The sequence below is a fragment of the Sphingomonas sp. LR60 genome (assembly GCF_036855935.1).
Classification (GTDB): Bacteria; Pseudomonadota; Alphaproteobacteria; order Sphingomonadales; family Sphingomonadaceae; genus Sphingomonas.
The window spans coordinates 2,323,754-2,349,608 of the sequence record NZ_JASPFK010000001.1; the positions used below are offsets into that span (position 1 = coordinate 2,323,754).

Here is a 25,855-nt window from a genome sequence, read left to right on the forward strand (position 1 = left end):
TCCGCTTGGGTTTGTCTTATTCGCCCCTTATGGAGGCGCGATTCACGAGGGGAAAGCCTTGATCCTGCCCGCGCTCGCGGCTGCCGTAGCGGCAAGCCACATACATTTTGCCGATTTGGGACTGCATCCCGATGTCTTCTCGATCGGGGTGTTCACGCTGCGCTGGTACAGCCTGGCGTATATCGCCGGAATCGTCATCGGCTGGTGGTATCTGCTGAAGCTGCTCGACCAGCCGGGCGCGCCGATGGCGCGGCGTCATGCCGACGATCTGGTCTTCTATGCGACGCTGGGAATCATCCTCGGCGGCCGGATCGGCTATGTGCTGTTCTACGCACCCGAGATGCTGACAAGACCGCTGTCGATCCTGCGACTGTGGGACGGCGGGATGTCGTTCCATGGCGGGGTGATCGGCACGTCGCTGGGGCTGATCTGGTTCGCGCGCAAACATGGGCTCAACTGGCTGCGCGTGCATGATTATGTCGCCTGCTGCGTACCCTTCGGCCTGTTCTTCGGGCGGCTCGCCAATTTCGTGAACGGCGAATTGTGGGGCAAGCCCGCCGAGGTGCCGTGGGCGATCGTCTTCGAGCGGACGGTGCCGTTCGGCGTCCCCGAACCGGCGCGTCACCCGAGCCAGCTGTACGAGGCGGGGCTGGAGGGCATCCTGCTGTTCGCGTTGCTGTGGTTCTTCTTCTGGCGCACCGATGCGCGTTATCAGCCGGGCAAGCTGGTGGGCCTTTTCCTGACCGGTTACGGCCTCGCGCGCTTCACCGCCGAATTCTTCCGCGAGCCCGATGCGCAGCTGCGTCAGTTCGCGGAGGCGACCGGGCTGCACATGGGGCAGTGGCTGTGCGTGCCGATGATCCTCGCAGGGTTGTTCCTGATCCTGACCGCGCCTCGGCGCCGCACGCGTGTCGAGCCGATCGCCGGACGGGACGCGGTCGCCTGATGGATCAACCGACGACCGGGCCGCTGCTCGCCGACCGCCTGGCGCGTGCGATCGCGCTGGGCGGGCCAATCCCGGTCAGCCAGTTCATGGCCGCGGCCAACACGCATTATTATGCGACCCGCGATCCACTCGGCGCGGGCGGCGACTTCACGACCGCGCCCGAGATCAGCCAGATGTTCGGCGAACTGATCGGCGCGTGGGCCGCGGACCTGTGGGATCGCGCGGGGCGTCCGGCGGTGGCGTGGGTCGAGCTGGGTCCGGGGCGCGGGACGCTGAGCGCCGACGCGCTGCGCGTGATGGCGCACGCCGGCCTGACCCCGCCCGTGCATTTCGTCGAGACCAGCGCAACGATGCGCGTCGCGCAAGCCGAGCGGGTGGCGGGCGCGACCTGGCATGATTCGATCACGACGTTGCCCGAGGACGTGCCGCTGATCGTGATCGCTAACGAATTCTTCGACGCGCTGCCGATCCGCCAGCTCGTGAAGCGTGGCGAGACGTGGCACGAGCGGCTGGTGGCGTGTCAGGACACGTTGTTCCTGCCCATCGCTGGCACCAGCGTGCCGGACACGATCATCCCGCCCGCGCTCGCGTCCGCTGCATCGGGCGCGATCGTCGAGACCTCGCCCGCCAGCGTCGCGATCATGGCCGATCTATCGGCGCGGATCGTCGCACAGGGCGGCGTAGCGCTTGCAATCGATTACGGCTATGACGGTCCGGCAGTCGGCGACACGTTGCAGGCGGTGCGCGGCCATGCCTATGCCAATCCGTTCGAGGCGCCGGGCGAGCAGGACCTGACCGCGCATGTCGATATGGCGACGCTGCGGCTGGTGGCGAGTGCGTCGGGTGCGGCGACATACGGGATGATCGGGCAAGGCGCGTTCCTGCGCGCTTTGGGGATCGACCAGCGCGCCGCCGCGCTGGGGGAAAAGGTAGCCGGCGATCGCCGCCGGCTGGTGGACGACATGGGGGAGCTGTTCAAGGTGATCGCAGTGACACATCAAGACTGGCCACGCCCTGCGGGGTTCGGGGCATGACGCGCCGCGCCACGATGCGCCGCGCCACCGCCAAGGATGCCGCCGATCTGGCCGGCGTCGCGCGGGCGACCTTCACCGAGACGTTCGGGATGCTGTATTCGGCGGCCGACCTCGCCACGTTCCTCGAACAGCATACGCCTGAGGATTGGGCGCGTGAGATCGCCGACCCGGCCTATTCGGTCGCGGTGGTCGAGGAAGGGCATATCGTCGTCGGCTATGTGAAGCTCGGTCCGCCGCGCCTGCCGTTCACGCCCAAGGAAGGCGCGATCGAGCTGCGGCAATTCTACCTGCTCCAGCCGTGGCAAGGTGGGGGCATGGGGCCGAAGATGATGGAATGGGCGCTTGAGGAAGCGCGCGCGCGTGGGATGCGCGAGATGTACCTCTCGGTGTTCGTGGATAACGAGCGCGCCCGACGCTTCTACGCCAAGTACGACTTCAAGGACGTCGGCCGCTATGCCTTCATGGTCGGCGATCACGAGGACACCGATATCGTGATGCGGCGCGCGCTGTGACCTTGCCGGTGCCGTTCCGCGCCGCCGTTCTGAACGGCGTCGCGCACGGCTTCTTCGGGCGGCAAGGGGCGGATCGACGGGCATGCACGCCGGGCTCAACGTCGGGCTCGGGTCGGCGGACGAGGAGGCGGTGGTGCACGCCAATCGTTCGGCAGCGGTCGCGGCAGTCGCGCCGGGTGCGTGCCTGTTGACGCCCTATCAGATCCATTCGGCGACCTGCGTCACGGTCGACGCGCCGTTCGTCGAGCGACCGCAGGCGGACGCGCTGGTCACCGATCGCGCCGGCCTGGCGATCGGGGTGGTGACCGCGGACTGTGCGCCGGTACTGCTCGCCGATGCCGCAGCGGGGGTCGTCGGAGCAGCGCATGCCGGATGGAAGGGCGCGCTGGCCGGCGTCACCGATGCGACGGTCGCGGCGATGATCGCGCGCGGTGCGCAGGCGGAGCGGATCGTCGCGGCGGTGGGACCGTGCATCGCGCGCGCCAGCTATGAGGTCGACGATATGTTTCGCCGCCGCTTCGAGGAGGCGGATGCGGCCAACGAGCGGTTCTTCGTCGACGCACGCGCGGGGCATCATCGCTTCGACCTGGAAGGCTATGTGGTTCATCGGCTGGCGGCGGCGGGGGTGACGCGCGTCGCGGCGCTGGGGCTGGATACCTACGCCGACGAGGCGCGGTTCTTTTCCTACCGGCGCGCCACGCATCGCGGCGAGCCGAGCTATGGCCGCCAAATCGCGATCATCGCGCCGGCTGGGTAGAACAGACGCGGGATCGTTCCGCCGTGCCGCCGGTTGGTGGGCCGACACGGGAGAACGACCATGGCCGACGAAACCGTCCGCGAGGAATTAAGCGAGGGGCCGACCTTCGATCGAAAGGCAAAGCGTCCGATCAAGGGCGGGCTGATCTACCTCGGTTTCCTGCTCGTCGCGCTGATCCTGATCCTCTTCTACGCCGGCAACCTGATCTGACGTTTGTGTTCTGGTGGATGATCCACTGAAGCCCAAGCACTCCCCGGCCTTCGCCGGGGAGCAGGTAAAGAAAGCCGTTACAACACGAAGCGGCTGAGATCGGAGTTGCGCGCGACGCTCGACAATTGCCCTTCGACATAGGCAGCGTCGACCGTCACCGCCGCGCCCTGGCGATCCTCGGCGTTGAAGCTGACCTCTTCGAGCAGCTTCTCCATGACCGTCTGGAGTCGACGCGCGCCGATATTCTCGATCTCACCGTTCACTTCTGCCGCGATCCGCGCGATCGCGCGAATGCCATCGTCGGTGAAGCTGACGTCGACACCCTCGGTCGCGATCAATGCCTTGTACTGCGCGGGCAACGACGCCTTGGTGTCGGAGAGGATCGCGACGAAGTCGTCCTCGGTCAGCCCCTTCAGCTCGACGCGGATCGGCAGGCGGCCCTGAAGCTCGGGCAACAGATCGCTCGGCTTGGCGACATGGAACGCGCCCGATGCGATGAACAGGATGTGGTCGGTCTTCATCGGACCGTATTTGGTCGCGACAGTCGTCCCCTCGATCAGCGGCAATAGATCGCGCTGAACCCCCTCACGGCTGACCGACCCGCCGCGCACGTCGCTGACCGCAATCTTGTCGATCTCGTCGAGGAAGACGATGCCGTTCTCCTCGGCATCCTGAAGCGCGATGCGGCTGACTTCATCCTGATCGAGCCGCTTGTCGGCTTCTTCCTCGACCAGTTTCTCCCAGGCGGCGGGGACCAGCAATTTGCGGCGCTGCTTCGGGCCGCCGCCGAATGCCTTGCCCATCATTTCGCTGATGTTGATCATCCCCACCGATCCCTGCCCGCCCGGCAGTTCGAACGGCATCTGCGGAATCTGTTGCAGCTCCAGTTCGACTTCCTTGTCGGCGAGGTGCCCGTCGCGGAAACGTTGGCGGAAGCTTTCGCGCGTGGCCTGGCTTGCGTCCTTGCCGACCAGCGCGTCGAGCAGCCGGTCCATCGCCGACGCCTCGGCCTTGTCCTTCACCGCGACACGGCGGCGTTCCTTTTCCAGCCGCACGGCTTCCTCGACCAGGTCGCGCGCGATCTGTTCGACGTCGCGGCCGACATAGCCGACCTCGGTGAACTTGGTCGCTTCGACCTTGACGAACGGTGCGTCGGCGAGCTTGGCGAGCCGACGGCTGATCTCGGTCTTGCCGCAGCCGGTCGGCCCGATCATCAGGATGTTCTTGGGCGTGACCTCGTCGCGCAGGTCGGCCGAGAGCTGCTGGCGCCGCCAACGGTTACGCAACGCCACCGCGACCGCGCGCTTGGCGTCCTGCTGCCCGATGATATGCGCGTCGAGCGCGGCGACGATCGCCTTGGGGGTGAGATTATCGTTCATGGTTTTCTCTCAAGCCCCTCCCCTTCAGAGGAGGGGTTGGTGTGGGGTGGTTGCGGAACGGGCGCGAGCCTCAGCCCCCACCCCAATCCCTCCCCCGAGGGGAGGGGTGCCGAATTTACGTCGTGCTGTCCAGCGTCTCGATCGTGACGCGGTCGTTGGTGTAGACGCAGACCTCGGCGGCGATCTTCATCGCCTTGCGGCACAGCACCTCGGCGTCATTCTCGTACTCGACCAGCGCGCGCGCCGCGGCGAGCGCGAAATTGCCGCCCGAGCCGATCGCGGCGACCCCCGCCTCCGGCTCCAGCACGTCGCCATTGCCGGTGAGGATCAGCGTCACTTCCTTGTCGGCGACGATCATCATCGCCTCCAGGTTGCGGAGAAACTTGTCGGTGCGCCAATCCTTCGCAAGCTCGACCGCGGCGCGCATCAGGTGATAGCCGTGTCGCTCCAGCTTGGCCTCAAGCCGCTCGAACAACGTGAAGGCGTCGGCAGTCGCGCCCGCGAAGCCGGCGATGACCTTGCCGTCGCCGAGCGTGCGGACCTTGCGTGCATTGGGCTTCATCACGGTCTGGCCCATCGAGACCTGACCGTCGCCGATGACGACGACCTTGCCGCCGCGCCGTACCGAAAGGATGGTGGTGCCATGCCAGACCGGCATGGAATGTGGATCGTTCCCGTTCATAGGCCCCGAATTTGGGGCGCGCAGGTGTCCCAGGCAAGGGCAATGAAAGTTTGCGCCCCAGCGATGGTATCGCCACGTCGAAGCGACCATATGACGCGCGGAGAGTGAGTGCGTCGATGATAACCGACAGAGACCGATTGTATTTTCAGATGCGCGCCGAAGCCGAACTACGGCTGGCAGCAGAGGCGGAGGACCCGGTGGTGTGCCAGGCGCATTACGCGATGGCGACCCAATATCTGGAAGCTGCGCACGGCGCGAACATGCGCCTGCCGCCCGATCCGCAAAGGCTGGCGCGGTCGGGTTGATCCGTCATCGCGAGCGCAGTGCTCCGCTACGCTCGCAATGACGAAAAGCTATTTCGCCTTGGCCTTGCCCCACTCACGCGCGACGGTGTAGCCGAGATAGCCGGTCGCGAAGAGCGTGTAGAGCGGCTCCGGCAGGCCCGAGAGATAGGCGTTCATCGCCTGCGCGATCGCCATCGCCGCCTGCGGACGGACCGCTGCGATCAGCCCCATCGGGATGCTCCATAGCAGCAGCGCGTACATGACGTACAGGAAGCCCGGCCGCGCGCGGCTGGTCCATGGATCGGTCGCCTGCGCTTCGGCGAGGATCGCGGCCATCTGCGTCTTGACGCGCTCCAGCTCCTGCGTGCCTTCCATCCGCAGCAGCTCGCGCTGCGCCGCCTCTCGCGCGCGGGGATCGGGAATCAGTTTGTCGAGCAGCCCGGCGACCGGCCCGATGATCGTGTCGACGACCGCCATCCTCAGCGCTCCCCGTTGCCGACGCGGTTGGCGAGCCAGCCGTAGAGGAATGCCTCGTTGGCGGGGCGGCGCTCGGCGAGCGAGAGGTAGCGTTCGCCCTGCAGCGCCTCGACCGCGCGGATCAACACCGTTTCTGCGGTCGGGCTGCGGGTGGCGAGGAAACTGGCGAGCGCATCGAGCGTCTGCGCGCCGATCCGGCCATCGCAGGCAAGGTCGGGATAGTCGCGCCCGCCGCGGTTGAGCGCGGTGAGCGCGCGTTGCAGGAACGTGGCGGCGACGGCGGGCCCCATGTTGACCGGGGTGTCGAACAATTCGGCGGCGACCCGCGGGGCGCGGGTGGCGACACGGTCGAAGCCGGGCGCACGCCAATACAGCTCGCGATAGATCGCCACCGCCGCAGGCCGCGCGAAATGGCGCATGTCGCCGGTGTAGCCGTTGGCGCGCGCGACCGCCTCGGTGATGCCGAACCGGGTGGCGCCGCCTCGGTCGGCGGGGTTGTTCACATACCCGCCCTCGCGGTCGATCACCGCGTCGATAAGGTCGTCGATCATGCGTGACGTTCTCCTTGGTTGGATGGAGAACGTATCAGGAACGATGCTGTGTAGGACAGATCGCCTCCCCGTCATTCCCGCGCAGGCGAGAATCCAGAACCTCTGACGCCCGCGCTTCGATCGACAGACCTGCGCGTCTGGATTCCCGCCTTCGCGGGAATGACGGGGAGGAATGACGAGGGGGAATGACGAGGCGAGGGCGGTTACCGCCCCCGCACGATCTCACAGCCGACGCGCGCGTCGGGGTAGACGTCGGGCTTCATCGAGCGAACGCGAACCTCGCGCACGCGCGGGTCGGCGAGGCAGAAAGCGGCGATGCGCTCGACCAACGTCTCCTGCAACGCAAACCCCTCGCCCGCCGCCAGCGCCTGAATGCCGTCGCGGATCGTGTCATAGTCCAGCACCTCGCCGATCGTGTCCGCGTCGGGCGTCTGCGGGTAATCGACTGTCAGGCGCACCGAGACCAGCACGCGCTGCGGTGCCGCCTCGTGCGGGTGGATGCCGAGCCGCATCTGCACCGCGAGGTCGTCGAGGATGATCGCATAATCAGCCATGATCGGTCCCGAACATCACGTCACGCGCGCTCTTCACGAAACGCTGACCGCAGTCGACGAAGATGGTCTGTCCGGTGACGCTACGCGCCTCCAGCAGCCACACCACCGCCTCGGCGACCGCTTCCGCGCCGACCGGCCGCTGCAACAGATTGGCGCGCGCGACCGCGTCGAATTCGGCAGCGGTCTGGTCGCCGCTCGGCAGCGTCAGCCCCGGCGACACCGCATTGACGCGGATGCGCGGCGCATAAGCCTGCGCCATCAGCACCGTCGCCTGCGCCAGCGCGGCCTTGGTCAGCGTATAGCTGTAGAAATCGGGGTTGGGGTTGGCGAGCTTCTGGTCGAGCAGGTTGACGACCGCGCCCTCGCGCCCCTGCTCCGCCAGTGCGGCGGCGAGCAGCGATGGCGCGACGACGTTGACCGCATGGAGGCGCGCAGCGAGCGCCGCATCGGGCGCGGCGGGTGCGTCGAACGCGAAGAGCGACGCGCTGTTGACGAGCCCGTCGATCGCGCCGCGCTCGGACGCTCGGGCGAACAGCGCGCGGACGTCGGCAAGGTCGGCCAGATCGCCCTGCACCGCCACGCCGCCCAGTTCGGCGGCGAGCGCCTCGGCCTCGCGCTGTGACGTGCCGTAGTGGATCACGGGCTCATGCCCCGCCGCCGCGACCGCGCGCGCGATCGCCGCACCGAGCCGCTTCGCGCCGCCGGTCACCAGCACCCGCATCGCGGTCAGCCGAGTCCCATCAGCGACAGCACTTCCTTGCGGCTGCGGTCATCGTCGCGGAACACGCCCATCATGCGGCTGGTCACCATATTGACCCCCGAGGTGCGGACTCTTCGCGCAGTCATGCAGGCGTGGCTCGCCTCGATCACCACCGCGACGCCCAGCGGCTTCAAACCGTTCCAGATGCAATCGGCGACCTCGGCGGTCAGCCGTTCCTGCACCTGCAACCGCCGCGCATAACCGTGCAGCACGCGCGCCAGCTTCGAGATGCCGACGACATGGTTGCGCGGCAGGTAGGCGATGTGCGCCTTGCCGATGATCGGTGCCATATGGTGTTCGCAATGCGACTGGAACGGAATGTCTTTCAGCAGCACGATCTCGTCATAGCCGCCGACCTCCTCGAACACCCGCGACAGATGGACGCCCGGATCCTCGCCATAGCCGGCGCAATATTCCTTCCACGCGCGCGCCACGCGTTTCGGCGTGTCGACCAGCCCTTCGCGCGTGGGATCGTCACCGGCCCAGCGCAGCAGCGTGCGCACCGCCTCCGCCACGTCGGCGGGCACCGCGATCTTGCCGTCTTCCGCCACCAGATCGCCGTCGTCGAGCGTCGCCTGACCCTTGTCGTTCATCATGTCCTCGTTCGTATCGGCGCCGGCTGTAGCACGAATTGATCCACCGCAACCTGTCACACCTTCCGTGGGTTGCATCCTCCGCAACGGAGGAGACGGACGATGGCGGACAATCTGAAGAAGGGCGACGACGTGACCTGGAAGTCGCACGGCGGCACCGCGCACGGCACGGTCGAGAAGAAGCTGACGTCCGAAACCTCGATCAAGGGCCACAAGGTCAAGGCGTCGAAGGATGACCCGCAATATCTCGTGGAGAGTGACAACGGCGGAAAGGCGGCGCACAAGCCCGCTGCGCTGAAAAAGGCGTGACGCTGCGCAAGGCTCTCAGCGGGTCGGCGCGAATGGAAGGATAATAATGGCTACCACCCCCAAGACCGGCGGCATCCATGCGCCCGTTCAGCCCTCGGCTGAGCTGGGTGCGGTCGTCGGCAACGAGAAGCTGCCGCGCAGCCAGGTCATCAGCAAGGTGTGGGACTATATCAAGTCGAACAACCTGCAGAACCCGGAGAACAAGCGCGAAATCCTCGCCGACGACAATCTGAAGAAGGTGTTCGGCAAGGACAAGGTGACGATGTTCGAGATGAACAAGTACATCTCGCAGCACGTCAAGGCCTGAGGCTTTCGACCGACGCGCCGCTGATCATGATCGGCGGCGCGTTTTCTTGAAGCGGCCGCTGCAGTTCCGTGTTCCTGCGGGCGCAGGAACCCAGCGCCGCAAATTGCATCGCTTGAAATCTTTGGCATCCTGCGTTCGCAGGAGCAGGGTGCCTACACCGCCACTGGTGCCGCCGCGCGCGCCTCGTCGCCGAACACGCGGAGATAGCGGGCAATTTCCTCGGGCGTCCCCGTCGCCTTTGCGGGATTGTCGGACAGTTTGACCGCCGGCCGCCCGTCGGCACTCACCACCTTGCAGACCAGCGAGATCGGCTCCAGCCCGGTCGCGCCATCGGGATCGCAGCCGCGGAAGTCGTTGGTAAGGTTCGTCCCCCAGCCGAAGCTCGCCCGCACCCGGCCATGGAAATGGCGAAAGGTTTCCTCGATCGAATCGGTGTCCATCCCGTCGGAGAAGATCAGCAATTTTTCACGCGGATCGCGGCCGTGCGCCTGCCACCAGGCGATGATCCGCTCGCCCGCCTCGATCGGCGGGGCGCTGTCGGGCCGGAAGCCGGTCCAGTCCGCCACCCAATCGGGCGCATCACGCAGGAAGGCGGCGGTGCCGAACGCGTCAGGCAGCGCGATCAGCAGGTTGCCGCCATAGGCTCGCCGCCATTCGTCGAGCACCTGATACGGCGCCAGCGCGAGCGCGGCATCGTCGGGCGCGAGTGCGGCGGCGACCATCGGCAGCTCGTGCGCATTGGTGCCGATCGCCTCCAGATCGTGATCCATCGCCAGCAGCACGTTCGACGTGCCGATGAAGCGCGCGCCCAGCCCTTCCTTGAGCGCCTCGACGCACCACCGCTGCCACAGGAAACCGTGGCGGCGGCGCGTGCCGAAATCCGACAGCGCGAGGTCGGGCAGCGCCTGTAACCGCTCGACCTTCTCCCACAATTTCGCCTTGGCGCGCGCATAGAGGACGTCGAGCGTGAAGCGCCCCTTGCCGCGCAGCGCGGCCCGCGCGCGCAGCTCGTTGACGATCGCGAGCGCCGGGATCTCCCACATCGTCGTGCACATCCACGGGCCGTCGAAATGCAGCTCGAACTGCCCATCGACGGTGCGCAGCTCGTAGTCGGGAAGGCGGAAGTCGGCGAGCCAGCCGAGGAAATCGGGCCCGAACATCCGCGCTTCGCCATAGAAGCTGTTGCCGGCGAGCCAGATCAGCTCCTTCTTGGTGAAGCGCAACGACCGCGCGTGGTCGAGCTGCGCACGCAATTCGCCCTCGTCGATCACCTCGGCCAGCCGGACGCCGTGCGTACGGTTGATGAGCGCGAAGGTGGCGTGGGTATCGCGATGCCGCCGCCAGATCAGCTGAAGCATCAGCAGCTTGTAGAAATCTGTGTCGAGCAGGCTGCGCACGATCGGGTCGAGCCGCCAGCCATGATCCCAGGTACGCGTCGCGATGTCGGTGTAGACCATCGTCACGCCTCCCACGGGGTGATGTCGGGCTCGGCGCCGATCAGCGCGAGCCCGTGCGCGATCGAGGTCAGCTCGCCACCGGTCGCGATCCGCTCTGCGCCGAAGCGGCGATCGAAGATCGCGCGGATCGCGGGGATCAGCGACGAACCGCCGGTCAGGAACACGCGGTCGATCGCCCCCGCCTCGACCCCACCGCGCGTCAATGCGGCATCGAGCGCCACCTCGATCCGCACGAGATCGTCGGCGATCCAGCGCTCGAAATCCGCACGCGCCACATCGGCGGCGATGCGGATCCCGCCGCCCTCGAACGCGAATTCGGCATGGTCGGCGCTCGACAGAGCGCGCTTCAACTTGCCGACCGCGTCATAGAGCGGGAAGCCCTGCTCTTCCTCGACCAACGCGATCATCCGTCCGATCGCATCGGGATCGAGCGCGTCGCGTTGCAGCTTGCGCAATTCCTCCAGCGTGCGGCGGTTCCGCATCATCGCCAGCCGCGACCAGTCCGCGACGTCGTTGAAGAAGCCACCGGGAATATCGAGAGTCTTGCCGAACGATCGATATTGCCCACCCTTCCCCAGCAGCGGCAGCACCAGGTGCGAGACGATCCGCTGATCGAAGCGGTCGCCCGCGATCCCCACGCCGGTCGAGGCAAGCGGGACGCAGCGGCGCTCGGCCCCGGGGGCGGCGACGCGGACCAGCGAGAAGTCGGTCGTACCGCCGCCGAAATCGGCCACGAGGATCGTGGCCGGCTCGGTCAGCCGCGCGGCGAAGCTGTGCGCTGCGCCGAGCGGTTCGTAGACGTAATGCACCTCGGCCCCGAACTCGCGGAGCATCAGGTCATAACGTTGCCGCGCCAGCGCTTCGTCGGGGCGCGCGCCGGCATATTCGACCGGCCGCCCGACGATCACCCGCGCCGGGCGATCGTCGAGCTGCCCGCCGGCATGGCGTACCAGCTTCTGAAGCAACAGCCGGCCGAGATCCTCGAAGCGCATCTGGCGGTTGAAGATCGTCGTCCGCTCGAACAGCGGGCTGGCGGCAACGGTCTTGAACGATTGGACGAAGCGGCTGTCGAGCGGTGCCTCGAGATATTCGGCGATCGCCCATGGCCCCGCCTCACTGGCGACGCCGTTCCAGCCCTGCTCGTCCTCCCAGAAGCACAGGGCCGAGCGGAACACCGCGTCGGTCGCTTCCTTGCCGGTGAACTCGACCAGCCGGGCCTCGCCCTCGTCCGCGAGGGCGACGACGGTGTTGGTGGTGCCGAAATCGAGGCCGAGCGCGCGCGCCACGTCTTGCTCCGTCGCAGGTGTGGTGCCCCCGGCGAGATTCGAACTCACGGCCTGCGGTTTAGGAAACCGTCGCTCTATCCTGCTGAGCTACGGGGGCACGGGCGGTTTTCCTAGGTTTCCGCACGCGCCCGGTCAACGGCGAAGCGGGTCAGGCGAACAGCGCGGCATAGCCGTCCGGCTTGAACCCGACCTCGATACGCTCGCCGTCGACCAGCACCGGGCGCTTGATCGTGGAAGGATGCGCGATCATCAGCGCGCGCGCCTTCGCGGCGTCGATATCGGCCTTGTCGACGTCGGGCAGCTTGCGGAAGGTGGTGCCGGCGCGATTGAGCAGCGGCTCCCAGCCGAGCTGCGCGATCCAGGCGTCGAGTGCCTTTGGGTCGACGCCGGCCTTCTTATAGTCGTGGAAGGTATGCGCGATGTCATGCTCCGCGAGCCACGTGCGCGCCTTCTTGACCGTGTCGCAATTGGGGATGCCGTAGAGGGTGATCGTCATCGGTGGTCCTGTGTGCTTTTGAGCAATGGCCATGGTGGATGGAAGAGATGACCTGTCGCCCTTGCATCAAGCTACCGAATGGGTTTCGTCGGCGCCCAAAGGCTCAAGCCGCTTCTTGAGCAAGTCGAAGGTTGCCGGAGCAATATAGAGGCTGCGATGCGAACTCTTGTTTCGGTTGGCGATACGTGCACGGGCCTCATCATCCGCGCAGCTTACGGCCCACAAGCACGAAAGCGCCCCTACCTCATTTACTATAGCTCGCACCCTATCTCTTTCGGCGCGCGACCAGAAGCCGTAGTCAAGGACTACATTGATCCCCAACGAGAGGCATCAAAGCCATATCGGCTGCATAACTTCCAGGATTGCCGTTGCCTTTTCCTCGAAGATATCTGCGAGAGGGTCTTCTCCGAACTGGCGTGCCATCCATTCGTCCGGTGTGAAGCGCACCGCGCGGTGTTGACGCTCGAGCCTTTTGGCAAGCGTCGTTTTGCCGGCGCCTAGGAAGCCGAAAACCAGATGAGCCGTCGGTATGCGATCGCGAGGCAACGCAATGCTCGTGTTCGGCATCTACCGCCCCTGCGGTGCCACCAACTGCCGGACCATGCGGATCTCGGTCGCGAGACCGGGCTTCTTGGGCGTGCTGCGGATCAGGTAGATCGCCTCGGCCGCACCACCCGCGCCCTGCTTCTGCACACCGCTCGCCTGCGAACGGATGTCGCCGACCTCGAACGTCTGCGTTGGCAAGGTGACGAAACCGCCGCCGCTGCGTGCCTGCGCGGTTGCGAGCAGTTGCTGCCACTGGCGCTCGTCGATGACACCATCGGTGTTGCTGATCCGCACCGCACAGGAATGGATTGGCGGCGACTCGATCGTCACGACGATCCGGCTGCTCCCCGCCGACATCACCCAGCCGCGGCCGGGATCGTCTTTCAGATAGGTACGCAGTTCCTCGGCGGTCAGCGCGCGCGTGCCGGGCATCCTGGCCATCGCAGTCGCAATCCGCGCGTCGTCAGGGAAGACCCGGCCGCAGATCATGTCGAACATCGCCATCTGCCCTTGCCCGCGATATTGCGGCTTGTCGGGCAGCTGTTGTGGCGGCGCGGCCTGCAGCGCGACGAACAGGAGTGCGGCAATCATCGGTCACTCCATTGTGGTCGCGGCGACTGTGGCACGATTGGAAGGCGGCGGCCACTATGACGTCATTGCGAGCGCAGCGACGCAATCCAGTGCCGGATCAGGACGCCCTGGATTGCTTCGCTACGCTCGCAATGACGGGGCGAACTGTTGCCAGATGATCCGGCCGCGATCACGTCCCGCGCGACCGCAAGCCCGCGACAGCGCCACTCGGCAGCGAAGGACGACGCGACGACCATGCCCCGCATGGCCGTGTGCTGTCATCATTCCCATTCGATCGTACCAGGCGGCTTCGAGGTGTAGTCGTAGGTGACGCGGTTGATGCCCTTTACCTCGTTGATGATCCGCGTCGCGACGCGCGGCAGGAAGTCGCCGGGGAATTGAAACGCCTCGGCGGTCATCCCGTCGACCGAGGTCACCGCACGCAGCGCCAGCACGCTGTCATAGGTCCGTCCGTCGCCCATCACCCCGACCGACCGCACCGGCAGCAGCACGGCGAATGCCTGCCAGATCGTATCGTAGAGCCCGGCGTTGCGGATTTCCTCGAGATAGATCGCGTCCGCCTTGCGCAGGATGTCGCAGCGCTCGCGCGTCACCTCGCCGGGAATGCGGATCGCCAGCCCCGGTCCGGGGAACGGATGGCGGCTGACGAACACCTCGGGCAGGCCCAGTTCTCGACCGAGCGCGCGGACCTCGTCCTTGAACAATTCGCGCAGCGGCTCGACGAGCTTCATGTTCATCCGCGCGGGCAGGCCGCCGACATTGTGGTGGCTCTTGATCGTCACCGACGGACCGCCGGTGAAGCTGACGCTCTCGATCACGTCGGGGTAGAGCGTGCCCTGCGCGAGGAAGTCCGCGCCGCCGATCTTCTTGGCCTCGGCCTCGAAGACGTCGATGAAGGTCTTGCCGATGAACTTGCGCTTCGCCTCCGGGTCGGTGACGCCCGCAAGCCCGTCCATGAACAGGTCCTGCGCCTGCACATGCACCAGCGGGATGTTGTAGGCGCCGCGGAACAGGCCGACGACCTGCTCGGCCTCGCCCTCGCGCAGGATGCCGCCATCGACGAACACGCAGGTCAGTTGCTCGCCGATCGCCTCGTGGATCAGCACCGCGGCGACCGCCGAATCGACCCCGCCCGACAGGCCGCAGATCACGCGCTTGTCGCCGACCTGCTCACGGATTTCGGCGATCTTGACGCTGCGGAACTCGGCCATCGTCCAGTCACCCGCCAGCCCGCAGACGTGGCGTGCGAAATTGGCGATCAACTTGCCGCCGTCCGGCGTGTGGACGACCTCCGGGTGGAACTGCATCCCGAAATATTGCCGCGTCTCGTCGGCGGTGATCGCGAACGGCGCGCCCGGCGACGAAGCCACCGGAGCGAAGCCGGGGGCGAGCGCCGCGACATGATCGCCGTGGCTCATCCACACCTGGTGCTTCTCACCTGCCTGCCACAGCCCGTCGAACAGCGCGCAGGTCTGGTCGACCTCGACGAACGCCAGCCCGAACTCGCCCGACATGCCCTTCTCGACGCGGCCGCCGAGCTGGGTGTTCATCACCTGCTGGCCGTAACAGATGCCGAGCACCGGAACCCCGGCGTCGAAGATTTCCTGTGGCGCGCGCGGGCTGTTCTCATCGGTCACCGATGCGGGACCACCCGACAGGATCACACCCTTCGGCTTCAACCGCGCGAATGCTTCAGCGGCGGACTGGAAGGGCGCGACCTCGCTATAGACCCCCGCCTCGCGCACGCGACGCGCGATCAGCTGGGTCACCTGGCTGCCGAAATCGACGATGAGGATGTTGTCGGGATGCTCCATGGCGGGCCTGTAGCGGGATGGCGCGCGGGGGAAAGAGGGGTGAGGCGGGCAGTCCTCTCCGCAATGCCCGTTCGCGCTGAGGAAGCATTGAGCGCGTCAAAATGCTGTCTCGAAGCACTTTGGTCGTGGATACCCTTCGAGACTTGGCTTCGACAAGCTCAGCCATTCCTCAGGGCGAACGGATGTGGTTGAGATCTAGCTGCGCACGCCCTTCGGTACCGCCTCTCCTTTGCGCAGCGTCAGCACCTCGACGCCGGTCGCGGTCACCGCCACCGTATGCTCGAACTGCGCGGAGAGCTTGCCGTCGCCGGTCACGACCGTCCAGCCGTCGTCGCGGGTCGCGACCTTGCGGGTGCCCTGATTGACCATCGGTTCGACGGTGAAGGTCATGCCCTCGCGCAAAACCGTGCCGGTGCCGGGCCGGCCGTAATTGAGCACCTCGGGCGCCTCGTGCATCTCGCGCCCGATGCCATGGCCGCAGAAGTCGCGGACCACCGAATAGCCGTGTTGCTTGGCATGGCGATCGATCGCTGCGCCGACATCGCCGAGCCGCGCGCCGGCGCGGACCTGCGCGATCCCCTTCCACATCGCTTCCTGTGCGACGCGGACCAGCCGGCGTGCGGCGGGTGCGACCTCGCCGACCAGATAGGTCTTGCTCGAATCGGCGATGAAGCCGTTCTTTTCCAGCGTGATGTCGAGATTGACGATGTCGCCGTCACCCACAACATCCGCGTCGTTCGGCACGCCGTGACAGACGACCTGATTGATCGAGCTGTTGAGCACGAACGCGAAATCATACTGCCCCTTGCTGGCGGTGCGCGCGTGCAGTTCGTCGACGATGTAGCGCTCGACCAGATCGTTGATCGCGAGCGTCGATTGCCCGGCGAGCGTCTCGCGGTCGAGCATCTCGAACACCTTGGCGAGCAGCCGGCCGGACTCGCGCATCAGCGCCAACTCGTCGGGGCTCTTGAGGATCGCGGTCATGCGGCGGTCGCGATCGGGACGGCGGCACGCTCGCGGGCGACGATCTCGTTGAACGACAGCATCGGGTTCGCCTCGGCGAGCATCCCGATCTTCATCCAGAACTCGGCCTGCGCATTGATCGAGCGGCACATCACCGCACTCGCGCGACGCGCTTCCTCGTGCAGCAGGTCGTCGATCTTCACAATGCCCACACAGGTTCTCCACCGGGTTATCAACATACGAAGCGTGTATGGTGTGGATGGTACCGTGTCACTAGCCCCTCTTCGTCATTCCCGCGAAGGCGGGAATCCAGACGCGCGGCCCTCACGCTTCTTTCGAGACAGCATGGGTTCTGGATTCCCGCCTTCGCGGTAACGACGGTTGGGCAATCGTATCCCGCGAAACACGAAAAAGGCCGCCCCGTTACCGGAGCGGCCTGTTCGTTTCAGCGCAGTCGCCCGATCAGGCGGCGGCGTCGAAATCCTCGTCGTCGTTCATGACCGGGCCTGAGTCCTGACCCTTGGCCGAGACGTCGCGATCGACGAACTCGATGATCGCCATCGGCGAGGCGTCCGACGCGCGGATGCCGGCCTTGATGATGCGGGTGTAGCCGCCGTTGCGGTCGGCGTAGCGCGTGGCGAGTACGTCGAACAGCTTGACGAGCTGCGCGTCGTCGAGCAGCCGGGCGTGCGCCAGACGGCGGTTCGAGAGACCACCCTTCTTGCCGAGCGTCACCAGCTTCTCGATGTACGGGCGCAGTTCCTTCGCCTTGGCGACGGTGGTGGTGATCTGCTCATGCTTGATGAGCGCAGCCGACATGTTGCGGAACAGCGCGATGCGATGTGCCGAGGTACGCTGCAGCTTACGACCGCCTACACGATGGCGCATGATAGTCTTCCTTCTCGTTCGTCAGGGGGCCGTCTGACGGAAACCCCGGGACAGGTGAGGACGGTCAGGCTCACCGGAAAAAACCGTCGTCCCTGCGGAGGCAGGGACCCATATCTGGTCCGGCGTTCTGGACGCCGGTTGCTTTGGCAGGATGAGGCCGGGTGGCGACGCGGCGAAGCCGCGTCGTCGGTCGGGAGCCGTTCGGCTCCCGCCGGCCGAGGTGATCGCCGCGACGGGGATTAGCTCGCGCTAATCCCCTGCGATCACCCCATGATCTCCTGCTCGAGCTTCTTTGCCACTTCCTCGATGTTCTCGGGCGGCCAGCCGGGAATTTCCATCCCAAGCCGCAGCCCCATCGACGACAGCACTTCCTTGATCTCGTTGAGCGACTTGCGGCCGAAGTTCGGCGTGCGCAGCATCTCGGCCTCGGTCTTGCCGACCAGATCGCCGATATAGATGATGTTGTCGTTCTTGAGGCAGTTCGCCGAACGGACCGACAGTTCCAGCTCGTCGACCTTCTTGAGCAGGTAACGGTTGATCTGCGCGGTGTCGCTGGGCGCTTCGCCACCCGTCGCCGCCGGCGCCGCAACGCCGATCGGTGCCGAGCGCGTGACCGACGAATCGTCGAAGTGGACGAACAGCGCGAGCTGGTCCTGAAGGATACGACCAGCATAGCCGACCGCGTCTTCCGGGGTCACGGTGCCGTCGGTCTCGATCGTCAGCGTCAGCTTGTCGTAATCCAGGTCCTGCCCGACGCGAGTCGGGTCGACCTTGTACGACACCTGGCGTACCGGCGAGTAGAGCGCGTCGACGGGGATCAGCCCGATCGGCGCATCCGCCGGACGGTTGTTCACCGCCGCGACATAGCCCTTACCGACGTCGGCGGTCAGTTCCATGTTGAACGTCGCGCCCTCGTCGAGATGGCAGATCACCAGCTCGGGGTTCATCACCTCGATGTCGCCCGACACCGCGATATCACCCGCCTTCACCTCGGCCGGACCGGTGGCGGAAAGCTGGAGCCGCTTCGGGCCTTCGCCCTGCATGCGGATCGCGATCTGCTTCACGTTCAGGACGATGTCGGTCACGTCTTCACGGACCCCCGCCAGCGAGCTGAACTCGTGCAACACGTTCTCAATCTTGATCGAAGTCACCGCCGCACCTTGCAGTGACGACAACAGCACGCGCCGCAGCGCGTTGCCGAGCGTCAGGCCGAAACCACGCTCCAGCGGTTCGGCGATGAACGTCGCCTTGCGCTTGCCGTCACCGCTCTTCTTTTCGAGCTGGTTGGGCTTCTTCAGTTCTTGCCAGTTCTTTGCGTTGACAGACAAGCTCTCGTCCCTGGGGTTGGGCCGAGCGCGGGGGACGCGCACGGCCGGGTAATGAACGTGGCCGCTCGTCAGCAGCCACGCGAAGCGTGATCGTCAGACGCGACGGCGCTTGGACGGACGAACGCCGTTGTGCGGGATCGAGGTCACGTCGCGGATCGACGTGATCTGGAAACCGACCGCCTGCAGCGCGCGCAGTGCCGATTCGCGACCTGAACCCGGCCCCTTGACCTCGACCTCGATCGTGCGGACGCCATGCTCGGCGGCCTTCTTGCCCGCGTCCTCGGCAGCGACCTGCGCGGCGTACGGGGTCGACTTACGGCTGCCCTTGAAGCCCATCATGCCGGCCGACGACCAGCTGATCGCATTGCCCTGCGCATCGGTGATGGTGATCATGGTGTTGTTGAAGCTGGCGTTCACGTGCGCGACGCCTGCGGTGATGTTCTTGCGCTCGCGCCGACGGATGCGCTGCGGTGCCTGTGCCATATGGTATTCCTGACCTTATCTTACAACGCGGCCGGGAGGCGCGAACCTGCAACCGGCCAACGGAGAGGAAGAGCGCTAGCGCTTACTTCTTCTTACCGGCAATCGGCTTGGCCTTGCCCTTGCGGGTGCGCGCATTGGTGTGCGTGCGCTGGCCGCGGACCGGCAGGCCCTTACGGTGGCGCAGGCCGCGATAGCAGGCCAGGTCCATAAGGCGCTTGATGTTCATCGCGGTCTCGCGACGAAGATCACCCTCGACCGTGTGGTCGGCGTCGATCGCCTCGCGGATCTGCAGCACTTCCTGATCGCTCAGGTCCTGCACGCGACGATCGGCGGCGATGTTCAGCTTCGTGGTGATTTCCAGCGCCTTGGCCGGACCGATGCCGTGGATGTAGGTCAGCGCGATCAGAACGCGCTTGTTGGTCGGGATATTGACACCCGCGATACGTGCCATGAAATTTTTCTCCTGTGCTCCACGGGATGCGGCATGGCTGCCACGCACCCCATCTCGTCGCATTGCGTTTCCGCCCTGCCGCTTCCCCGAGCCGTCGCCGCGAACGCGGCAAGACGGCAGGCACGAACGTGCCGCCGGGATTCGGTAGATTGGAAGGAAGAGCGGTTAGGCGGGCGGTAACGTCGTGTCAAGCGATGGGTTCCGCCGCTCGCCTTCGACTCGCCGCAGCCCGACCCAGCGGCGGAGCGCGACGACGAACCACGCCAGTTCGACCAGCCCGAACGGCCACGCGCCTTGCAGAAAGCCATAGGCCGATCCGAGCAGGCAACCGATCGCGAACAGCAAGGTCCAGAACGCCGCCCGCGCTTCCATCGCGTAACAGACCAGCGTGAAGCTGACGGCGAAAAGTCCGAAGGCGGTAAGCGCGTCCATCCGCGGCCTTGTGGCCGAAGTGCCGGGTGAGGGCCACCCGACTCGCTGGAAAAAGAAAAGGCCGGCGGAGGACAGGGAACCTCCGCCGGCCATCGCCGCCCTTCGGGAGTTCAGGCGACGATCAGTGCCGTCGCCTCGGGGAGAGCGCTGCGACGGGGCAGCGTGTTTCCGCGCTGCCAACCCGATCGTCTCTACAGCCCCTCACCCCACGATCGCCTTACGCGACCATGACATTTCCGTCACTTATTGCGCCGGCACCTTGCCGAGGATCGACTCGATCTGTGCCGAGACGGCATCCATCGCGCCCATGCCGTCGACGCGCGACACCAGCCCGCGCGATTCGTAGATCGGGATGATCGGCGCGGTCTTGGCGCGATATTCGGCCATCCGCGTCCGCACCGTCTCCTCATTGTCATCGGGACGGCGCTTGAACTCGTGCGCGCCGCAGATGTCGCAGGTGCCCTCGACCTTCGGCTGCTTGAAACGATCGTGATAGCCGGTGCCGCAATTGCCGCAGGTGAAACGTCCGACGATACGCTCGACCAGCGCATCCTCGTCGACCTCCAGCTCGATGACGGCATCGAGCTTCTGGCCGCGCTCGTCGAGCAGCAGGTCGAGCGCGTCGGCCTGCGCGGCGGTACGCGGATAACCGTCGAAGATCGCACCATTCGCGGTGCCGGCATCGAGTCGCTCGCCGATCAGCGCCGAGACGATCGCATCGCTGACCAGCTCGCCGGCCTCCATCACCGCCTTGGCCTGCAGCCCGACCGGCGTGCCGGCCTTGACGGCGGCGCGCAGCATGTCGCCAGTCGACAACTGCACCACCCCATGATGCTCGACCAATCGTTGCGCCTGGGTTCCCTTGCCCGCCCCCGGCGGCCCCAGCAGAATGATGTTCACCGATCTCTCCCCTTTGCGCCCGTCCCTGTCGAGCGTCTTTGCCTTAGCGGCGGCGTGCGCCCTTCAGCTTCGCCTTCTTGATCAGGTCGCCGTATTGATGCGCCAACAGATGCGACTGGATCTGCGTCACCGTGTCCATCGTCACGTTGACGACGATCAACAGGCTGGTCCCGCCCAGATAGAAGGGGATCGACAGCGCCGACACCAGATACTCGGGCACCACGCAGATGAAGGTCAGGTAGGCCGCGCCGATCACCGTGATGCGGGTCAGCACGTAGTCGAAGTAGTTCTCGGTGTTCTTGCCGGGACGGATGCCCGGAATGAACCCGCCGTAGCGCTTCAGATTCTCGGCCGTCTCCTCCGGGTTGAAGACCACCGCGGTGTAGAAGAACGAGAAGAAGATGATGCCGGCGGCATAGAGCGCCATGTACACCGGCGAGCCGTGCTGGAGATACTGGTTCAGCCCGATCAGGATGTCGCCGAAGCGGCTCTCGCCCGCGACGCGGTTCCCCGCGAACTGCGTGATCGTCAGCGGCAGCAGCAGCAGCGACGAGGCGAAGATCGGAGGGATCACGCCCGCAGTGTTGATCTTGAGCGGCAAATGGCTGCGATCGGCCTGCATCCCGCGCTGCGTCTGCCGCTTGGGATATTGGATCAGGATGCGACGCTGCGCGCGCTCCATGAAGCAGATCAGCAGGATTAGCCCGACGACGACGACGATGATCGCGATGATCGACACCGCGCTGGTCGAGCCGGAGCGGCCGCCTTCCAGCAGGTTGAGCAGCGTCGTCGGCAGATGCGCGACGATGCCGGCCATGATGATGAGCGACACGCCGTTGCCGATGCCGCGGCTGGTAATCTGCTCACCCAGCCACATCAGGAACATCGTGCCGCCGATCAGCGAGATCACCGCGCCGACGCGGAACAGCATCCCCGGCTCGATCACCGCACCACCGGCCTCCAGGCCGCGCGCAATGAAATAGCCCTGCACGGCGGTCAGCCCGACCGTGCCGTAGCGGGTATATTGGTTGAGCTTCTTGCGCCCCGATTCGCCTTCCTTCTTGATCGCGGCGAGCTGCGGGCTCAGCGAGGTCGCCAGCTGCACGACGATCGACGCCGTGATGTACGGCATCACGCCCAGCGCGATCAGCGACGCGCGCGACAGCGAGCCGCCCGAGAAGGTGTTGAAGAAGTCGAGTACGCCGCCCTTCATCCGCTCGGCCAGGACGCCCAGCTGCGTCGGGTCGATCCCGGGCAGCGGAACATAGCTGAGCAAACGGAAGACGATCAGCGCACCGATCGTGAACCACAGTCGCTTCTTGAGGTCGGTAGCCTGCGAAAACTTCGCGAGGCTGATGCTCTGCGCCATCTGGTCGGCTGCGGATGCCATCGTGTCGGTGTATCCTGGAAACGAAGAAGGGCGGGATGCGTTTATACCGCCCCGCCGCTCATATAGGCGCTTGGCGCGCCTTGTCTAACCCGGGGAGGCGTCGCGATGCGCGAAAGAGGGTTCGGCGCGCCTTCCCCTCCGCGTCACCCCGGACTTGCTCCGGGTCCACCATGCCGCACATCGGCCATCGGCGATGCTTGCGGGAACGTGGATGCCGAAACAAGTCCGGCATGACGGAACAAGGGGCGAGGACAATAGTCCCCGTCCCTTGCCGAGTGGCTTACGCCTGCGCCTGCTTGCGCGCAGCCTGCGCGGTGCGGTGCTTGGCCTTGGCCTTGTCCGCGGCCGGCACGAGTTCCGGCACGGTGACCGAGCCACCCGCCTTCTCGACCGCTTCGCGCGCGGACGACGACACACCGGCAACGGTGAAGTTCAGCTTCGCCGAATATTCGCCCTTGGCGAGCAGACGGACGCCGTCCTTGCCGCCACGCGCCAGGCCAGCGGCCTTCAGCGCGGCGTGATCGATGTCGGTGGCGGTCAGCTTGCCCGAATCGACCGCCTTCTGGATCGCGCCCAGGTTCACCTCGGCATAATCCTTGGCGAAGATGTTGTTGAAGCCACGCTTCGGCAGACGCATGTGGAGCGGCATCTGGCCGCCCTCGAAGCCCGCGATCGACACGCCTTCGCGGCTCTTCTGACCCTTGACGCCACGGCCGCCGGTCTTGCCCTTGCCCGAGCCGATGCCGCGGCCGACGCGGATCTTGCGGTGGCGGGCGCCCTGGTTGTCGCTGAGTTCGTTGAGCTTCATGATATGCACTCGCTTTCGCTTTTTACGCGCTGAAATAAGGAAGGGGGCCGGTTAGCCCCCTTCGCTCGTCTTGTCATCACCGAAGTGACGAAGGGCTCAGCCCTCCACCACCTCGACCATGTGCTGCACCTTGCGTATCATGCCGCGGACCGACTCGGTATCTTCGAGTTCGGACACCTTGTGCATCTTGTTGAGGCCCAGGCCGACGAGGGTCGCGCGCTGGTCCTTGGTGCGCCGGATCGGCGATCCGGTCTGCTTCACCTTGATGGTCGCCATGTCGCCTTACTCCACCACGGCCGCGGCATCCGCCTCGGCGGTCTGCGCATCGGCACCGTGTGCGCGGCCCAGCAGGTCGGCAATCTTCTTGCCGCGACGCTGCGCCACCGACTTCGGCGAGGTCTGGTTACCCAGCGCCTCGAACGTCGCACGGATCATGTTGTACGGGTTCGACGTACCGACCGACTTGGTCACCACGTCGTGCACGCCCAGGCTCTCGAAGACGGCGCGCATCGGGCCACCCGCGATGATCCCGGTGCCCTGCGGCGCCGAGCGGACGGTCACGCGGCCGGCACCGAAGTGGCCGTTGCCGTCATGGTGCAGCGTGCGGCCTTCCTTCAGCGGCACGCGCATCATCTTCTTCTTGGCAGCGGCGGTCGCCTTGGAGATCGCCTCCGGCACTTCGCGTGCCTTGCCGTGACCGAAGCCGACGCGGCCCTTGCCGTCGCCTACGACGACCAGCGCTGCGAAGCCGAAGCGCTTACCGCCCTTCACCGTCTTCGAGACGCGGTTGATGTGGACCAGCTTCTCGATCAGCTCTTCGCCGCCGTCGTCCTGGCCACCGCGACGGTCGTCGCGACGACCACCGCGGCCGTCACGGCCACCGCCACGATTGCCACCGGGGCCACCACGACCGCCACCCGGGCCACCGCGACCACGGCCGCCGCGCGCACCGCGCTCGCCGCCGCCCTGGTAACCGCCGGCATTGCCGTCCTGCGGCGCCGCGGCGGGGGCTTCGTTCTCCGCAGCCTGCGGCTGCTGGTTGTTCTCGTCAGCCATGTCTTAGAACTCCAGTCCGGCTTCGCGCGCCGCCTCGGCCAGCGCCTTCACGCGGCCGTGAAACAGGAAGCCGCCACGATCGAAGACGACCTGCGTCACGCCAGCGGCCTTGGCCGCCTCTGCAACGCGCTTGCCGACGGCGGCAGCCGCCTCGGCATTGGCGGTCTTGCCCTCGTGGTTGGACACCGTCGACGCAGCGGCCACGGTGCGGCCCTGCGCGTCGTCGATGACCTGCGCATAGATGTGCTTGCCCGAACGATGCACCGACAGGCGCGGACGGGTGCCCGCACGCGCACGCAGCGCGGTACGGTTGCGGCGACGCCGCTTCTCGAAAAGCGAAAGACCCTTGGTCACTTCTTCTTCCCTTCCTTACGGAAGATATACTCGCCGTCGTACTTGATGCCCTTGCCCTTGTAAGGCTCCGGCTTGCGCCAGCGGCGGACTTCGGCGGCGAGCTGACCCACGCGCTGCTTGTCGGCACCGCTGATCTCGATGGTCGTGGCGTCCGGCGTCTTCACCTCGATGCCTTCCGGCACGTCGATGTTGACGTCGTGGCTGTAGCCGAGCTGCAGCTTCAGGTTCTTGCCCTGCGCCGCCGCACGATAGCCGACGCCGGTGATGAGCAGCTTCTTGGTGAAGCCCTCCGTCACGCCGGTGACCAGGTTCTGCACCAGCGTACGCTGCATGCCCCAGAAGGCACGCGCACGCTTGGTGTCGTTCGCCGGCTGCACGCCGATCGAGCCGTCCTGCACGTCGTACGAGATCAGCTCCGACATCGGCATGGTCAGCGTGCCCTTGGGGCCCTTGACCGACAGCTCGTTGCCGTTGCGGGTTGCGGTGACGCCCGAGGGAATCGGGACCGCCTTCTTGCCAATGCGGCTCATCAGAACACCTCCGCCAGCACTTCGCCACCGACGTTCTGCTCGCGCGCTTCCGCATCGGAAAGCACGCCGCGCGGCGTCGAGACGATGGTGATGCCAAGGCCGTTCATCACGCGCGGCAGGTCCTGCGACCCGCTGTAGATGCGGCGGCCGGGCTTGGAGACGCGCGCGACATGCTTGATCGCGGGCTGGCCCTCGAAATACTTCAGCTCGATGCGCACGCCGGCGGCGGGGCCCATCTGCTCTTCGGAATAGCCACGGATGTAGCCTTCGCGCTGGAGCACGTCGAGCACGCGGACGCGCAGCTTCGACGACGGCGAAAGGACGCTGTCCTTGCGCGCGCGCTGGCCGTTGCGGATACGGGTGAGCAGGTCACCCAGGGGATCGGTCACTGCCATCTTACGTCCTTACCAGCTCGACTTGGTGAGACCCGGGATCAGGCCCTTGTTGGCCAGATCGCGCAGCATCACACGGGCAAGCCCGAACTTGCGGTAGTACGCACGCGGACGACCGGTCAGCGCGCAGCGGTTGCGGATACGCGTGGGGTTCGCGTTGCGCGGCAGCTCGGCCATCTTCAGGCGCGCGATGAGACGCTCGGTCTCATCCAGCGACTGGTCGTTGGCCTGCGCCTTCAGCTTCGCCAGCTTGGGCGCATATTGCGCCACCAGCTTCTTGCGACGCTCGTTCTTGTTCACGGAACTCAGTTTCGCCATGGACTTAAGCTCTCTTT

The 25,855-nt window shown here is 66.0% G+C and carries 35 protein-coding genes, 1 tRNA gene and 2 pseudogenes; 8 read left to right on the forward strand and 30 right to left on the reverse strand.

Annotation, left to right across the window (positions count from 1 at the left end; all coding sequences use genetic code 11):
- The first annotated feature begins 58 nt into the window (after positions 1–58).
- From lgt to QP166_RS10825, 5 genes and pseudogenes are all read left to right on the forward strand, one after another.
- A complete protein-coding gene (lgt, locus tag QP166_RS10805; RefSeq protein WP_333915914.1) occupies positions 59–946 on the forward strand; it encodes a prolipoprotein diacylglyceryl transferase in 888 nt (295 codons plus the stop codon).
- A complete protein-coding gene (locus QP166_RS10810; protein ID WP_333915915.1) occupies positions 946–1,980 on the forward strand; it encodes a class I SAM-dependent methyltransferase in 1,035 nt (344 codons plus the stop codon). The genes lgt and QP166_RS10810 overlap by 1 nt, the downstream gene beginning before the upstream one ends.
- Entirely contained in the window at positions 1,977–2,492 is a 516-nt protein-coding gene (locus QP166_RS10815) for a GNAT family N-acetyltransferase (RefSeq protein ID WP_333915916.1), read from the forward strand. The genes QP166_RS10810 and QP166_RS10815 overlap by 4 nt, the downstream gene beginning before the upstream one ends.
- A pseudogene (pgeF, locus tag QP166_RS10820) lies at positions 2,489–3,249 on the forward strand (peptidoglycan editing factor PgeF). The gene QP166_RS10815 and the pseudogene pgeF overlap by 4 nt, the downstream one beginning before the upstream one ends.
- 60 nt (positions 3,250–3,309) lie before the next feature.
- On the forward strand, positions 3,310–3,459 hold the full coding sequence (locus tag QP166_RS10825; RefSeq protein WP_333915917.1) for a hypothetical protein: 150 nt from the start codon (positions 3,310–3,312) through the stop codon (positions 3,457–3,459).
- Positions 3,460–3,536: 77 nt separating this feature from the next.
- On the opposite strand, the gene hslU is transcribed toward QP166_RS10825, so the two are convergent.
- Positions 3,537–4,838, reverse strand: a complete 1,302-nt coding sequence (gene hslU / locus QP166_RS10830) for an ATP-dependent protease ATPase subunit HslU (RefSeq protein WP_333915918.1) — start codon at positions 4,836–4,838, stop codon at positions 3,537–3,539.
- A gap of 115 nt (positions 4,839–4,953) precedes the next feature.
- Complete coding sequence (hslV, locus tag QP166_RS10835) at positions 4,954–5,496, reverse strand: ATP-dependent protease subunit HslV (protein ID WP_333915919.1); 543 nt, start codon at positions 5,494–5,496, stop codon at positions 4,954–4,956.
- 140 nt (positions 5,497–5,636) lie between these two features.
- Between hslV and QP166_RS10840 the strand changes: the two genes are divergently transcribed.
- Positions 5,637–5,825 carry a hypothetical protein gene (locus tag QP166_RS10840; RefSeq protein WP_333915920.1) on the forward strand — a complete coding sequence of 63 codons (189 nt, stop codon included), beginning with the start codon at positions 5,637–5,639 and terminating at the stop codon, positions 5,823–5,825.
- A 48-nt stretch (positions 5,826–5,873) separates the two neighbouring features.
- On the opposite strand, the gene QP166_RS10845 is transcribed toward QP166_RS10840, so the two are convergent.
- The 5 genes from QP166_RS10845 to folE all read right to left on the reverse strand — a co-directional run bounded on the left by QP166_RS10845 (position 5,874) and on the right by folE (position 8,739).
- Positions 5,874–6,281 (reverse strand): holin family protein, encoded by a 408-nt coding sequence (locus QP166_RS10845; RefSeq protein WP_333915921.1) that lies wholly within the window; start codon positions 6,279–6,281, stop codon positions 5,874–5,876.
- Between the two features lie 2 nt (positions 6,282–6,283).
- A complete protein-coding gene (locus tag QP166_RS10850; RefSeq protein ID WP_333915922.1) occupies positions 6,284–6,832 on the reverse strand; it encodes a glycoside hydrolase family 108 protein in 549 nt (182 codons plus the stop codon).
- Positions 6,833–7,035: 203 nt separating this feature from the next.
- Positions 7,036–7,386, reverse strand: coding sequence for a dihydroneopterin aldolase (locus QP166_RS10855; protein WP_333915923.1), 351 nt, complete (start codon positions 7,384–7,386; stop codon positions 7,036–7,038).
- On the reverse strand, positions 7,379–8,107 hold the full coding sequence (locus tag QP166_RS10860) for an SDR family oxidoreductase (RefSeq protein WP_333915924.1): 729 nt from the start codon (positions 8,105–8,107) through the stop codon (positions 7,379–7,381). Before QP166_RS10860 ends, QP166_RS10855 begins: the two co-directional genes overlap by 8 nt.
- Positions 8,108–8,112: 5 nt before the next feature.
- Positions 8,113–8,739 carry a GTP cyclohydrolase I FolE gene (folE, locus tag QP166_RS10865; protein WP_443027210.1) on the reverse strand — a complete coding sequence of 209 codons (627 nt, stop codon included), beginning with the start codon at positions 8,737–8,739 and terminating at the stop codon, positions 8,113–8,115.
- A 102-nt stretch (positions 8,740–8,841) separates the two neighbouring features.
- Here folE and QP166_RS10870 point away from each other — a divergent pair, with 102 nt between their 5' ends.
- Positions 8,842–9,048 carry a DUF2945 domain-containing protein gene (locus QP166_RS10870; RefSeq protein ID WP_333915926.1) on the forward strand — a complete coding sequence of 69 codons (207 nt, stop codon included), beginning with the start codon at positions 8,842–8,844 and terminating at the stop codon, positions 9,046–9,048.
- Between the two features lie 46 nt (positions 9,049–9,094).
- Positions 9,095–9,355 carry an SWIB/MDM2 domain-containing protein gene (locus QP166_RS10875; RefSeq protein ID WP_333915927.1) on the forward strand — a complete coding sequence of 87 codons (261 nt, stop codon included), beginning with the start codon at positions 9,095–9,097 and terminating at the stop codon, positions 9,353–9,355.
- A 152-nt stretch (positions 9,356–9,507) separates the two neighbouring features.
- Here QP166_RS10875 and pncB read toward each other — a convergent pair whose 3' ends face one another.
- The 23 genes and pseudogenes from pncB to rpsN form a co-directional block, all read right to left on the reverse strand.
- Entirely contained in the window at positions 9,508–10,812 is a 1,305-nt protein-coding gene (pncB, locus tag QP166_RS10880) for a nicotinate phosphoribosyltransferase (protein ID WP_333915928.1), read from the reverse strand.
- Positions 10,813–10,814: 2 nt separating this feature from the next.
- The gene (locus QP166_RS10885) at positions 10,815–12,098 is read right to left on the reverse strand and encodes an Hsp70 family protein (RefSeq protein WP_333915929.1); all 1,284 of its coding nucleotides are present in this window, start codon (positions 12,096–12,098) and stop codon (positions 10,815–10,817) included.
- 20 nt (positions 12,099–12,118) lie between these two features.
- Positions 12,119–12,195 (reverse strand) — tRNA-Arg (locus QP166_RS10890).
- Between the two features lie 51 nt (positions 12,196–12,246).
- On the reverse strand, positions 12,247–12,594 hold the full coding sequence (locus tag QP166_RS10895; protein ID WP_333915930.1) for an ArsC family reductase: 348 nt from the start codon (positions 12,592–12,594) through the stop codon (positions 12,247–12,249).
- A 66-nt stretch (positions 12,595–12,660) separates the two neighbouring features.
- Positions 12,661–13,161: pseudogene (locus QP166_RS10900) on the reverse strand (AAA family ATPase).
- Positions 13,162–13,731 (reverse strand): NMCC_0638 family (lipo)protein, encoded by a 570-nt coding sequence (locus QP166_RS10905; RefSeq protein WP_333915931.1) that lies wholly within the window; start codon positions 13,729–13,731, stop codon positions 13,162–13,164.
- Positions 13,732–13,991: 260 nt separating this feature from the next.
- Positions 13,992–15,545 (reverse strand): glutamine-hydrolyzing GMP synthase, encoded by a 1,554-nt coding sequence (gene guaA, locus QP166_RS10910; protein WP_333915932.1) that lies wholly within the window; start codon positions 15,543–15,545, stop codon positions 13,992–13,994.
- Positions 15,546–15,740: 195 nt separating this feature from the next.
- On the reverse strand, positions 15,741–16,520 hold the full coding sequence (map, locus tag QP166_RS10915; RefSeq protein ID WP_333917322.1) for a type I methionyl aminopeptidase: 780 nt from the start codon (positions 16,518–16,520) through the stop codon (positions 15,741–15,743).
- Between the two features lie 5 nt (positions 16,521–16,525).
- Positions 16,526–16,720, reverse strand: coding sequence for a ParD-like family protein (locus QP166_RS10920; protein WP_333915933.1), 195 nt, complete (start codon positions 16,718–16,720; stop codon positions 16,526–16,528).
- A 250-nt stretch (positions 16,721–16,970) separates the two neighbouring features.
- Positions 16,971–17,396: a 50S ribosomal protein L17 gene (rplQ, locus tag QP166_RS10925; protein ID WP_333915934.1), complete on the reverse strand. Its 426-nt coding sequence runs from the start codon at positions 17,394–17,396 to the stop codon at positions 16,971–16,973.
- 263 nt (positions 17,397–17,659) lie between these two features.
- Positions 17,660–18,724 carry a DNA-directed RNA polymerase subunit alpha gene (locus QP166_RS10930; protein ID WP_022687041.1) on the reverse strand — a complete coding sequence of 355 codons (1,065 nt, stop codon included), beginning with the start codon at positions 18,722–18,724 and terminating at the stop codon, positions 17,660–17,662.
- Between the two features lie 93 nt (positions 18,725–18,817).
- Positions 18,818–19,207 carry a 30S ribosomal protein S11 gene (rpsK, locus tag QP166_RS10935; protein WP_333915935.1) on the reverse strand — a complete coding sequence of 130 codons (390 nt, stop codon included), beginning with the start codon at positions 19,205–19,207 and terminating at the stop codon, positions 18,818–18,820.
- A gap of 82 nt (positions 19,208–19,289) precedes the next feature.
- Complete coding sequence (gene rpsM, locus QP166_RS10940) at positions 19,290–19,658, reverse strand: 30S ribosomal protein S13 (RefSeq protein ID WP_022687043.1); 369 nt, start codon at positions 19,656–19,658, stop codon at positions 19,290–19,292.
- A gap of 165 nt (positions 19,659–19,823) precedes the next feature.
- Positions 19,824–20,090, reverse strand: a complete 267-nt coding sequence (locus QP166_RS10945) for a hypothetical protein (RefSeq protein ID WP_333915936.1) — start codon at positions 20,088–20,090, stop codon at positions 19,824–19,826.
- A gap of 243 nt (positions 20,091–20,333) precedes the next feature.
- On the reverse strand, positions 20,334–20,990 hold the full coding sequence (locus QP166_RS10950; protein ID WP_333915937.1) for an adenylate kinase: 657 nt from the start codon (positions 20,988–20,990) through the stop codon (positions 20,334–20,336).
- Between the two features lie 43 nt (positions 20,991–21,033).
- Complete coding sequence (gene secY / locus QP166_RS10955; protein WP_333915938.1) at positions 21,034–22,380, reverse strand: preprotein translocase subunit SecY; 1,347 nt, start codon at positions 22,378–22,380, stop codon at positions 21,034–21,036.
- Positions 22,381–22,660: 280 nt separating this feature from the next.
- Positions 22,661–23,188 (reverse strand): 50S ribosomal protein L15, encoded by a 528-nt coding sequence (gene rplO / locus QP166_RS10960; protein ID WP_333915939.1) that lies wholly within the window; start codon positions 23,186–23,188, stop codon positions 22,661–22,663.
- Between the two features lie 96 nt (positions 23,189–23,284).
- Positions 23,285–23,464 (reverse strand): 50S ribosomal protein L30, encoded by a 180-nt coding sequence (gene rpmD / locus QP166_RS10965; protein WP_028966606.1) that lies wholly within the window; start codon positions 23,462–23,464, stop codon positions 23,285–23,287.
- Positions 23,465–23,470: 6 nt separating this feature from the next.
- The gene (gene rpsE / locus QP166_RS10970) at positions 23,471–24,244 is read right to left on the reverse strand and encodes a 30S ribosomal protein S5 (protein WP_246346505.1); all 774 of its coding nucleotides are present in this window, start codon (positions 24,242–24,244) and stop codon (positions 23,471–23,473) included.
- Positions 24,245–24,247: 3 nt separating this feature from the next.
- Positions 24,248–24,598, reverse strand: coding sequence for a 50S ribosomal protein L18 (gene rplR / locus QP166_RS10975; protein ID WP_333915940.1), 351 nt, complete (start codon positions 24,596–24,598; stop codon positions 24,248–24,250).
- A complete protein-coding gene (rplF, locus tag QP166_RS10980; RefSeq protein WP_333915941.1) occupies positions 24,595–25,128 on the reverse strand; it encodes a 50S ribosomal protein L6 in 534 nt (177 codons plus the stop codon). Before rplF ends, rplR begins: the two co-directional genes overlap by 4 nt.
- Positions 25,128–25,523 carry a 30S ribosomal protein S8 gene (rpsH, locus tag QP166_RS10985; protein WP_028966610.1) on the reverse strand — a complete coding sequence of 132 codons (396 nt, stop codon included), beginning with the start codon at positions 25,521–25,523 and terminating at the stop codon, positions 25,128–25,130. Before rpsH ends, rplF begins: the two co-directional genes overlap by 1 nt.
- Before the next feature lie 9 nt (positions 25,524–25,532).
- On the reverse strand, positions 25,533–25,838 hold the full coding sequence (gene rpsN, locus QP166_RS10990) for a 30S ribosomal protein S14 (protein ID WP_028966611.1): 306 nt from the start codon (positions 25,836–25,838) through the stop codon (positions 25,533–25,535).
- Between the last annotated feature and the right edge of the window lie 17 nt (positions 25,839–25,855).

Bases quoted from the DNA above. Each gene is read 5' to 3' on its own strand.
- hslV (WP_333915919.1), bottom strand. From the start codon at position 5,496: ATGCCGGTCTGGCATGGCACCACCATCCTTTCGGTACGGCGCGGCGGC.
- rpsH (WP_028966610.1), bottom strand. From the start codon at position 25,523: ATGGCAGTGACCGATCCCCTGGGTGACCTGCTCACCCGTATCCGCAAC.
- rplO (WP_333915939.1), bottom strand. From the start codon at position 23,188: ATGAAGCTCAACGAACTCAGCGACAACCAGGGCGCCCGCCACCGCAAG.
- rpmD (WP_028966606.1), bottom strand. From the start codon at position 23,464: ATGGCGACCATCAAGGTGAAGCAGACCGGATCGCCGATCCGGCGCACC.
- hslU (WP_333915918.1), bottom strand. From the start codon at position 4,838: ATGAACGATAATCTCACCCCCAAGGCGATCGTCGCCGCGCTCGACGCG.
- QP166_RS10810 (WP_333915915.1), top strand. From the start codon at position 946: ATGGATCAACCGACGACCGGGCCGCTGCTCGCCGACCGCCTGGCGCGT.
- rpsE (WP_246346505.1), bottom strand. From the start codon at position 24,244: ATGGCTGACGAGAACAACCAGCAGCCGCAGGCTGCGGAGAACGAAGCC.
- folE (WP_443027210.1), bottom strand. From the start codon at position 8,739: ATGAACGACAAGGGTCAGGCGACGCTCGACGACGGCGATCTGGTGGCG.
- rpsN (WP_028966611.1), bottom strand. From the start codon at position 25,838: ATGGCGAAACTGAGTTCCGTGAACAAGAACGAGCGTCGCAAGAAGCTG.
- QP166_RS10860 (WP_333915924.1), bottom strand. From the start codon at position 8,107: ATGCGGGTGCTGGTGACCGGCGGCGCGAAGCGGCTCGGTGCGGCGATC.
- QP166_RS10815 (WP_333915916.1), top strand. From the start codon at position 1,977: ATGACGCGCCGCGCCACGATGCGCCGCGCCACCGCCAAGGATGCCGCC.
- rplF (WP_333915941.1), bottom strand. From the start codon at position 25,128: ATGAGCCGCATTGGCAAGAAGGCGGTCCCGATTCCCTCGGGCGTCACC.
- QP166_RS10905 (WP_333915931.1), bottom strand. From the start codon at position 13,731: ATGATTGCCGCACTCCTGTTCGTCGCGCTGCAGGCCGCGCCGCCACAA.
- QP166_RS10945 (WP_333915936.1), bottom strand. From the start codon at position 20,090: ATGGACGCGCTTACCGCCTTCGGACTTTTCGCCGTCAGCTTCACGCTG.
- QP166_RS10850 (WP_333915922.1), bottom strand. From the start codon at position 6,832: ATGATCGACGACCTTATCGACGCGGTGATCGACCGCGAGGGCGGGTAT.
- rplQ (WP_333915934.1), bottom strand. From the start codon at position 17,396: ATGCGCCATCGTGTAGGCGGTCGTAAGCTGCAGCGTACCTCGGCACAT.
- secY (WP_333915938.1), bottom strand. From the start codon at position 22,380: ATGGCATCCGCAGCCGACCAGATGGCGCAGAGCATCAGCCTCGCGAAG.
- QP166_RS10840 (WP_333915920.1), top strand. From the start codon at position 5,637: ATGATAACCGACAGAGACCGATTGTATTTTCAGATGCGCGCCGAAGCC.
- guaA (WP_333915932.1), bottom strand. From the start codon at position 15,545: ATGGAGCATCCCGACAACATCCTCATCGTCGATTTCGGCAGCCAGGTG.
- QP166_RS10895 (WP_333915930.1), bottom strand. From the start codon at position 12,594: ATGACGATCACCCTCTACGGCATCCCCAATTGCGACACGGTCAAGAAG.
- QP166_RS10845 (WP_333915921.1), bottom strand. From the start codon at position 6,281: ATGGCGGTCGTCGACACGATCATCGGGCCGGTCGCCGGGCTGCTCGAC.
- QP166_RS10825 (WP_333915917.1), top strand. From the start codon at position 3,310: ATGGCCGACGAAACCGTCCGCGAGGAATTAAGCGAGGGGCCGACCTTC.
- QP166_RS10870 (WP_333915926.1), top strand. From the start codon at position 8,842: ATGGCGGACAATCTGAAGAAGGGCGACGACGTGACCTGGAAGTCGCAC.
- QP166_RS10855 (WP_333915923.1), bottom strand. From the start codon at position 7,386: ATGGCTGATTATGCGATCATCCTCGACGACCTCGCGGTGCAGATGCGG.
- pncB (WP_333915928.1), bottom strand. From the start codon at position 10,812: ATGGTCTACACCGACATCGCGACGCGTACCTGGGATCATGGCTGGCGG.
- QP166_RS10875 (WP_333915927.1), top strand. From the start codon at position 9,095: ATGGCTACCACCCCCAAGACCGGCGGCATCCATGCGCCCGTTCAGCCC.
- rpsK (WP_333915935.1), bottom strand. From the start codon at position 19,207: ATGGCACAGGCACCGCAGCGCATCCGTCGGCGCGAGCGCAAGAACATC.
- rpsM (WP_022687043.1), bottom strand. From the start codon at position 19,658: ATGGCACGTATCGCGGGTGTCAATATCCCGACCAACAAGCGCGTTCTG.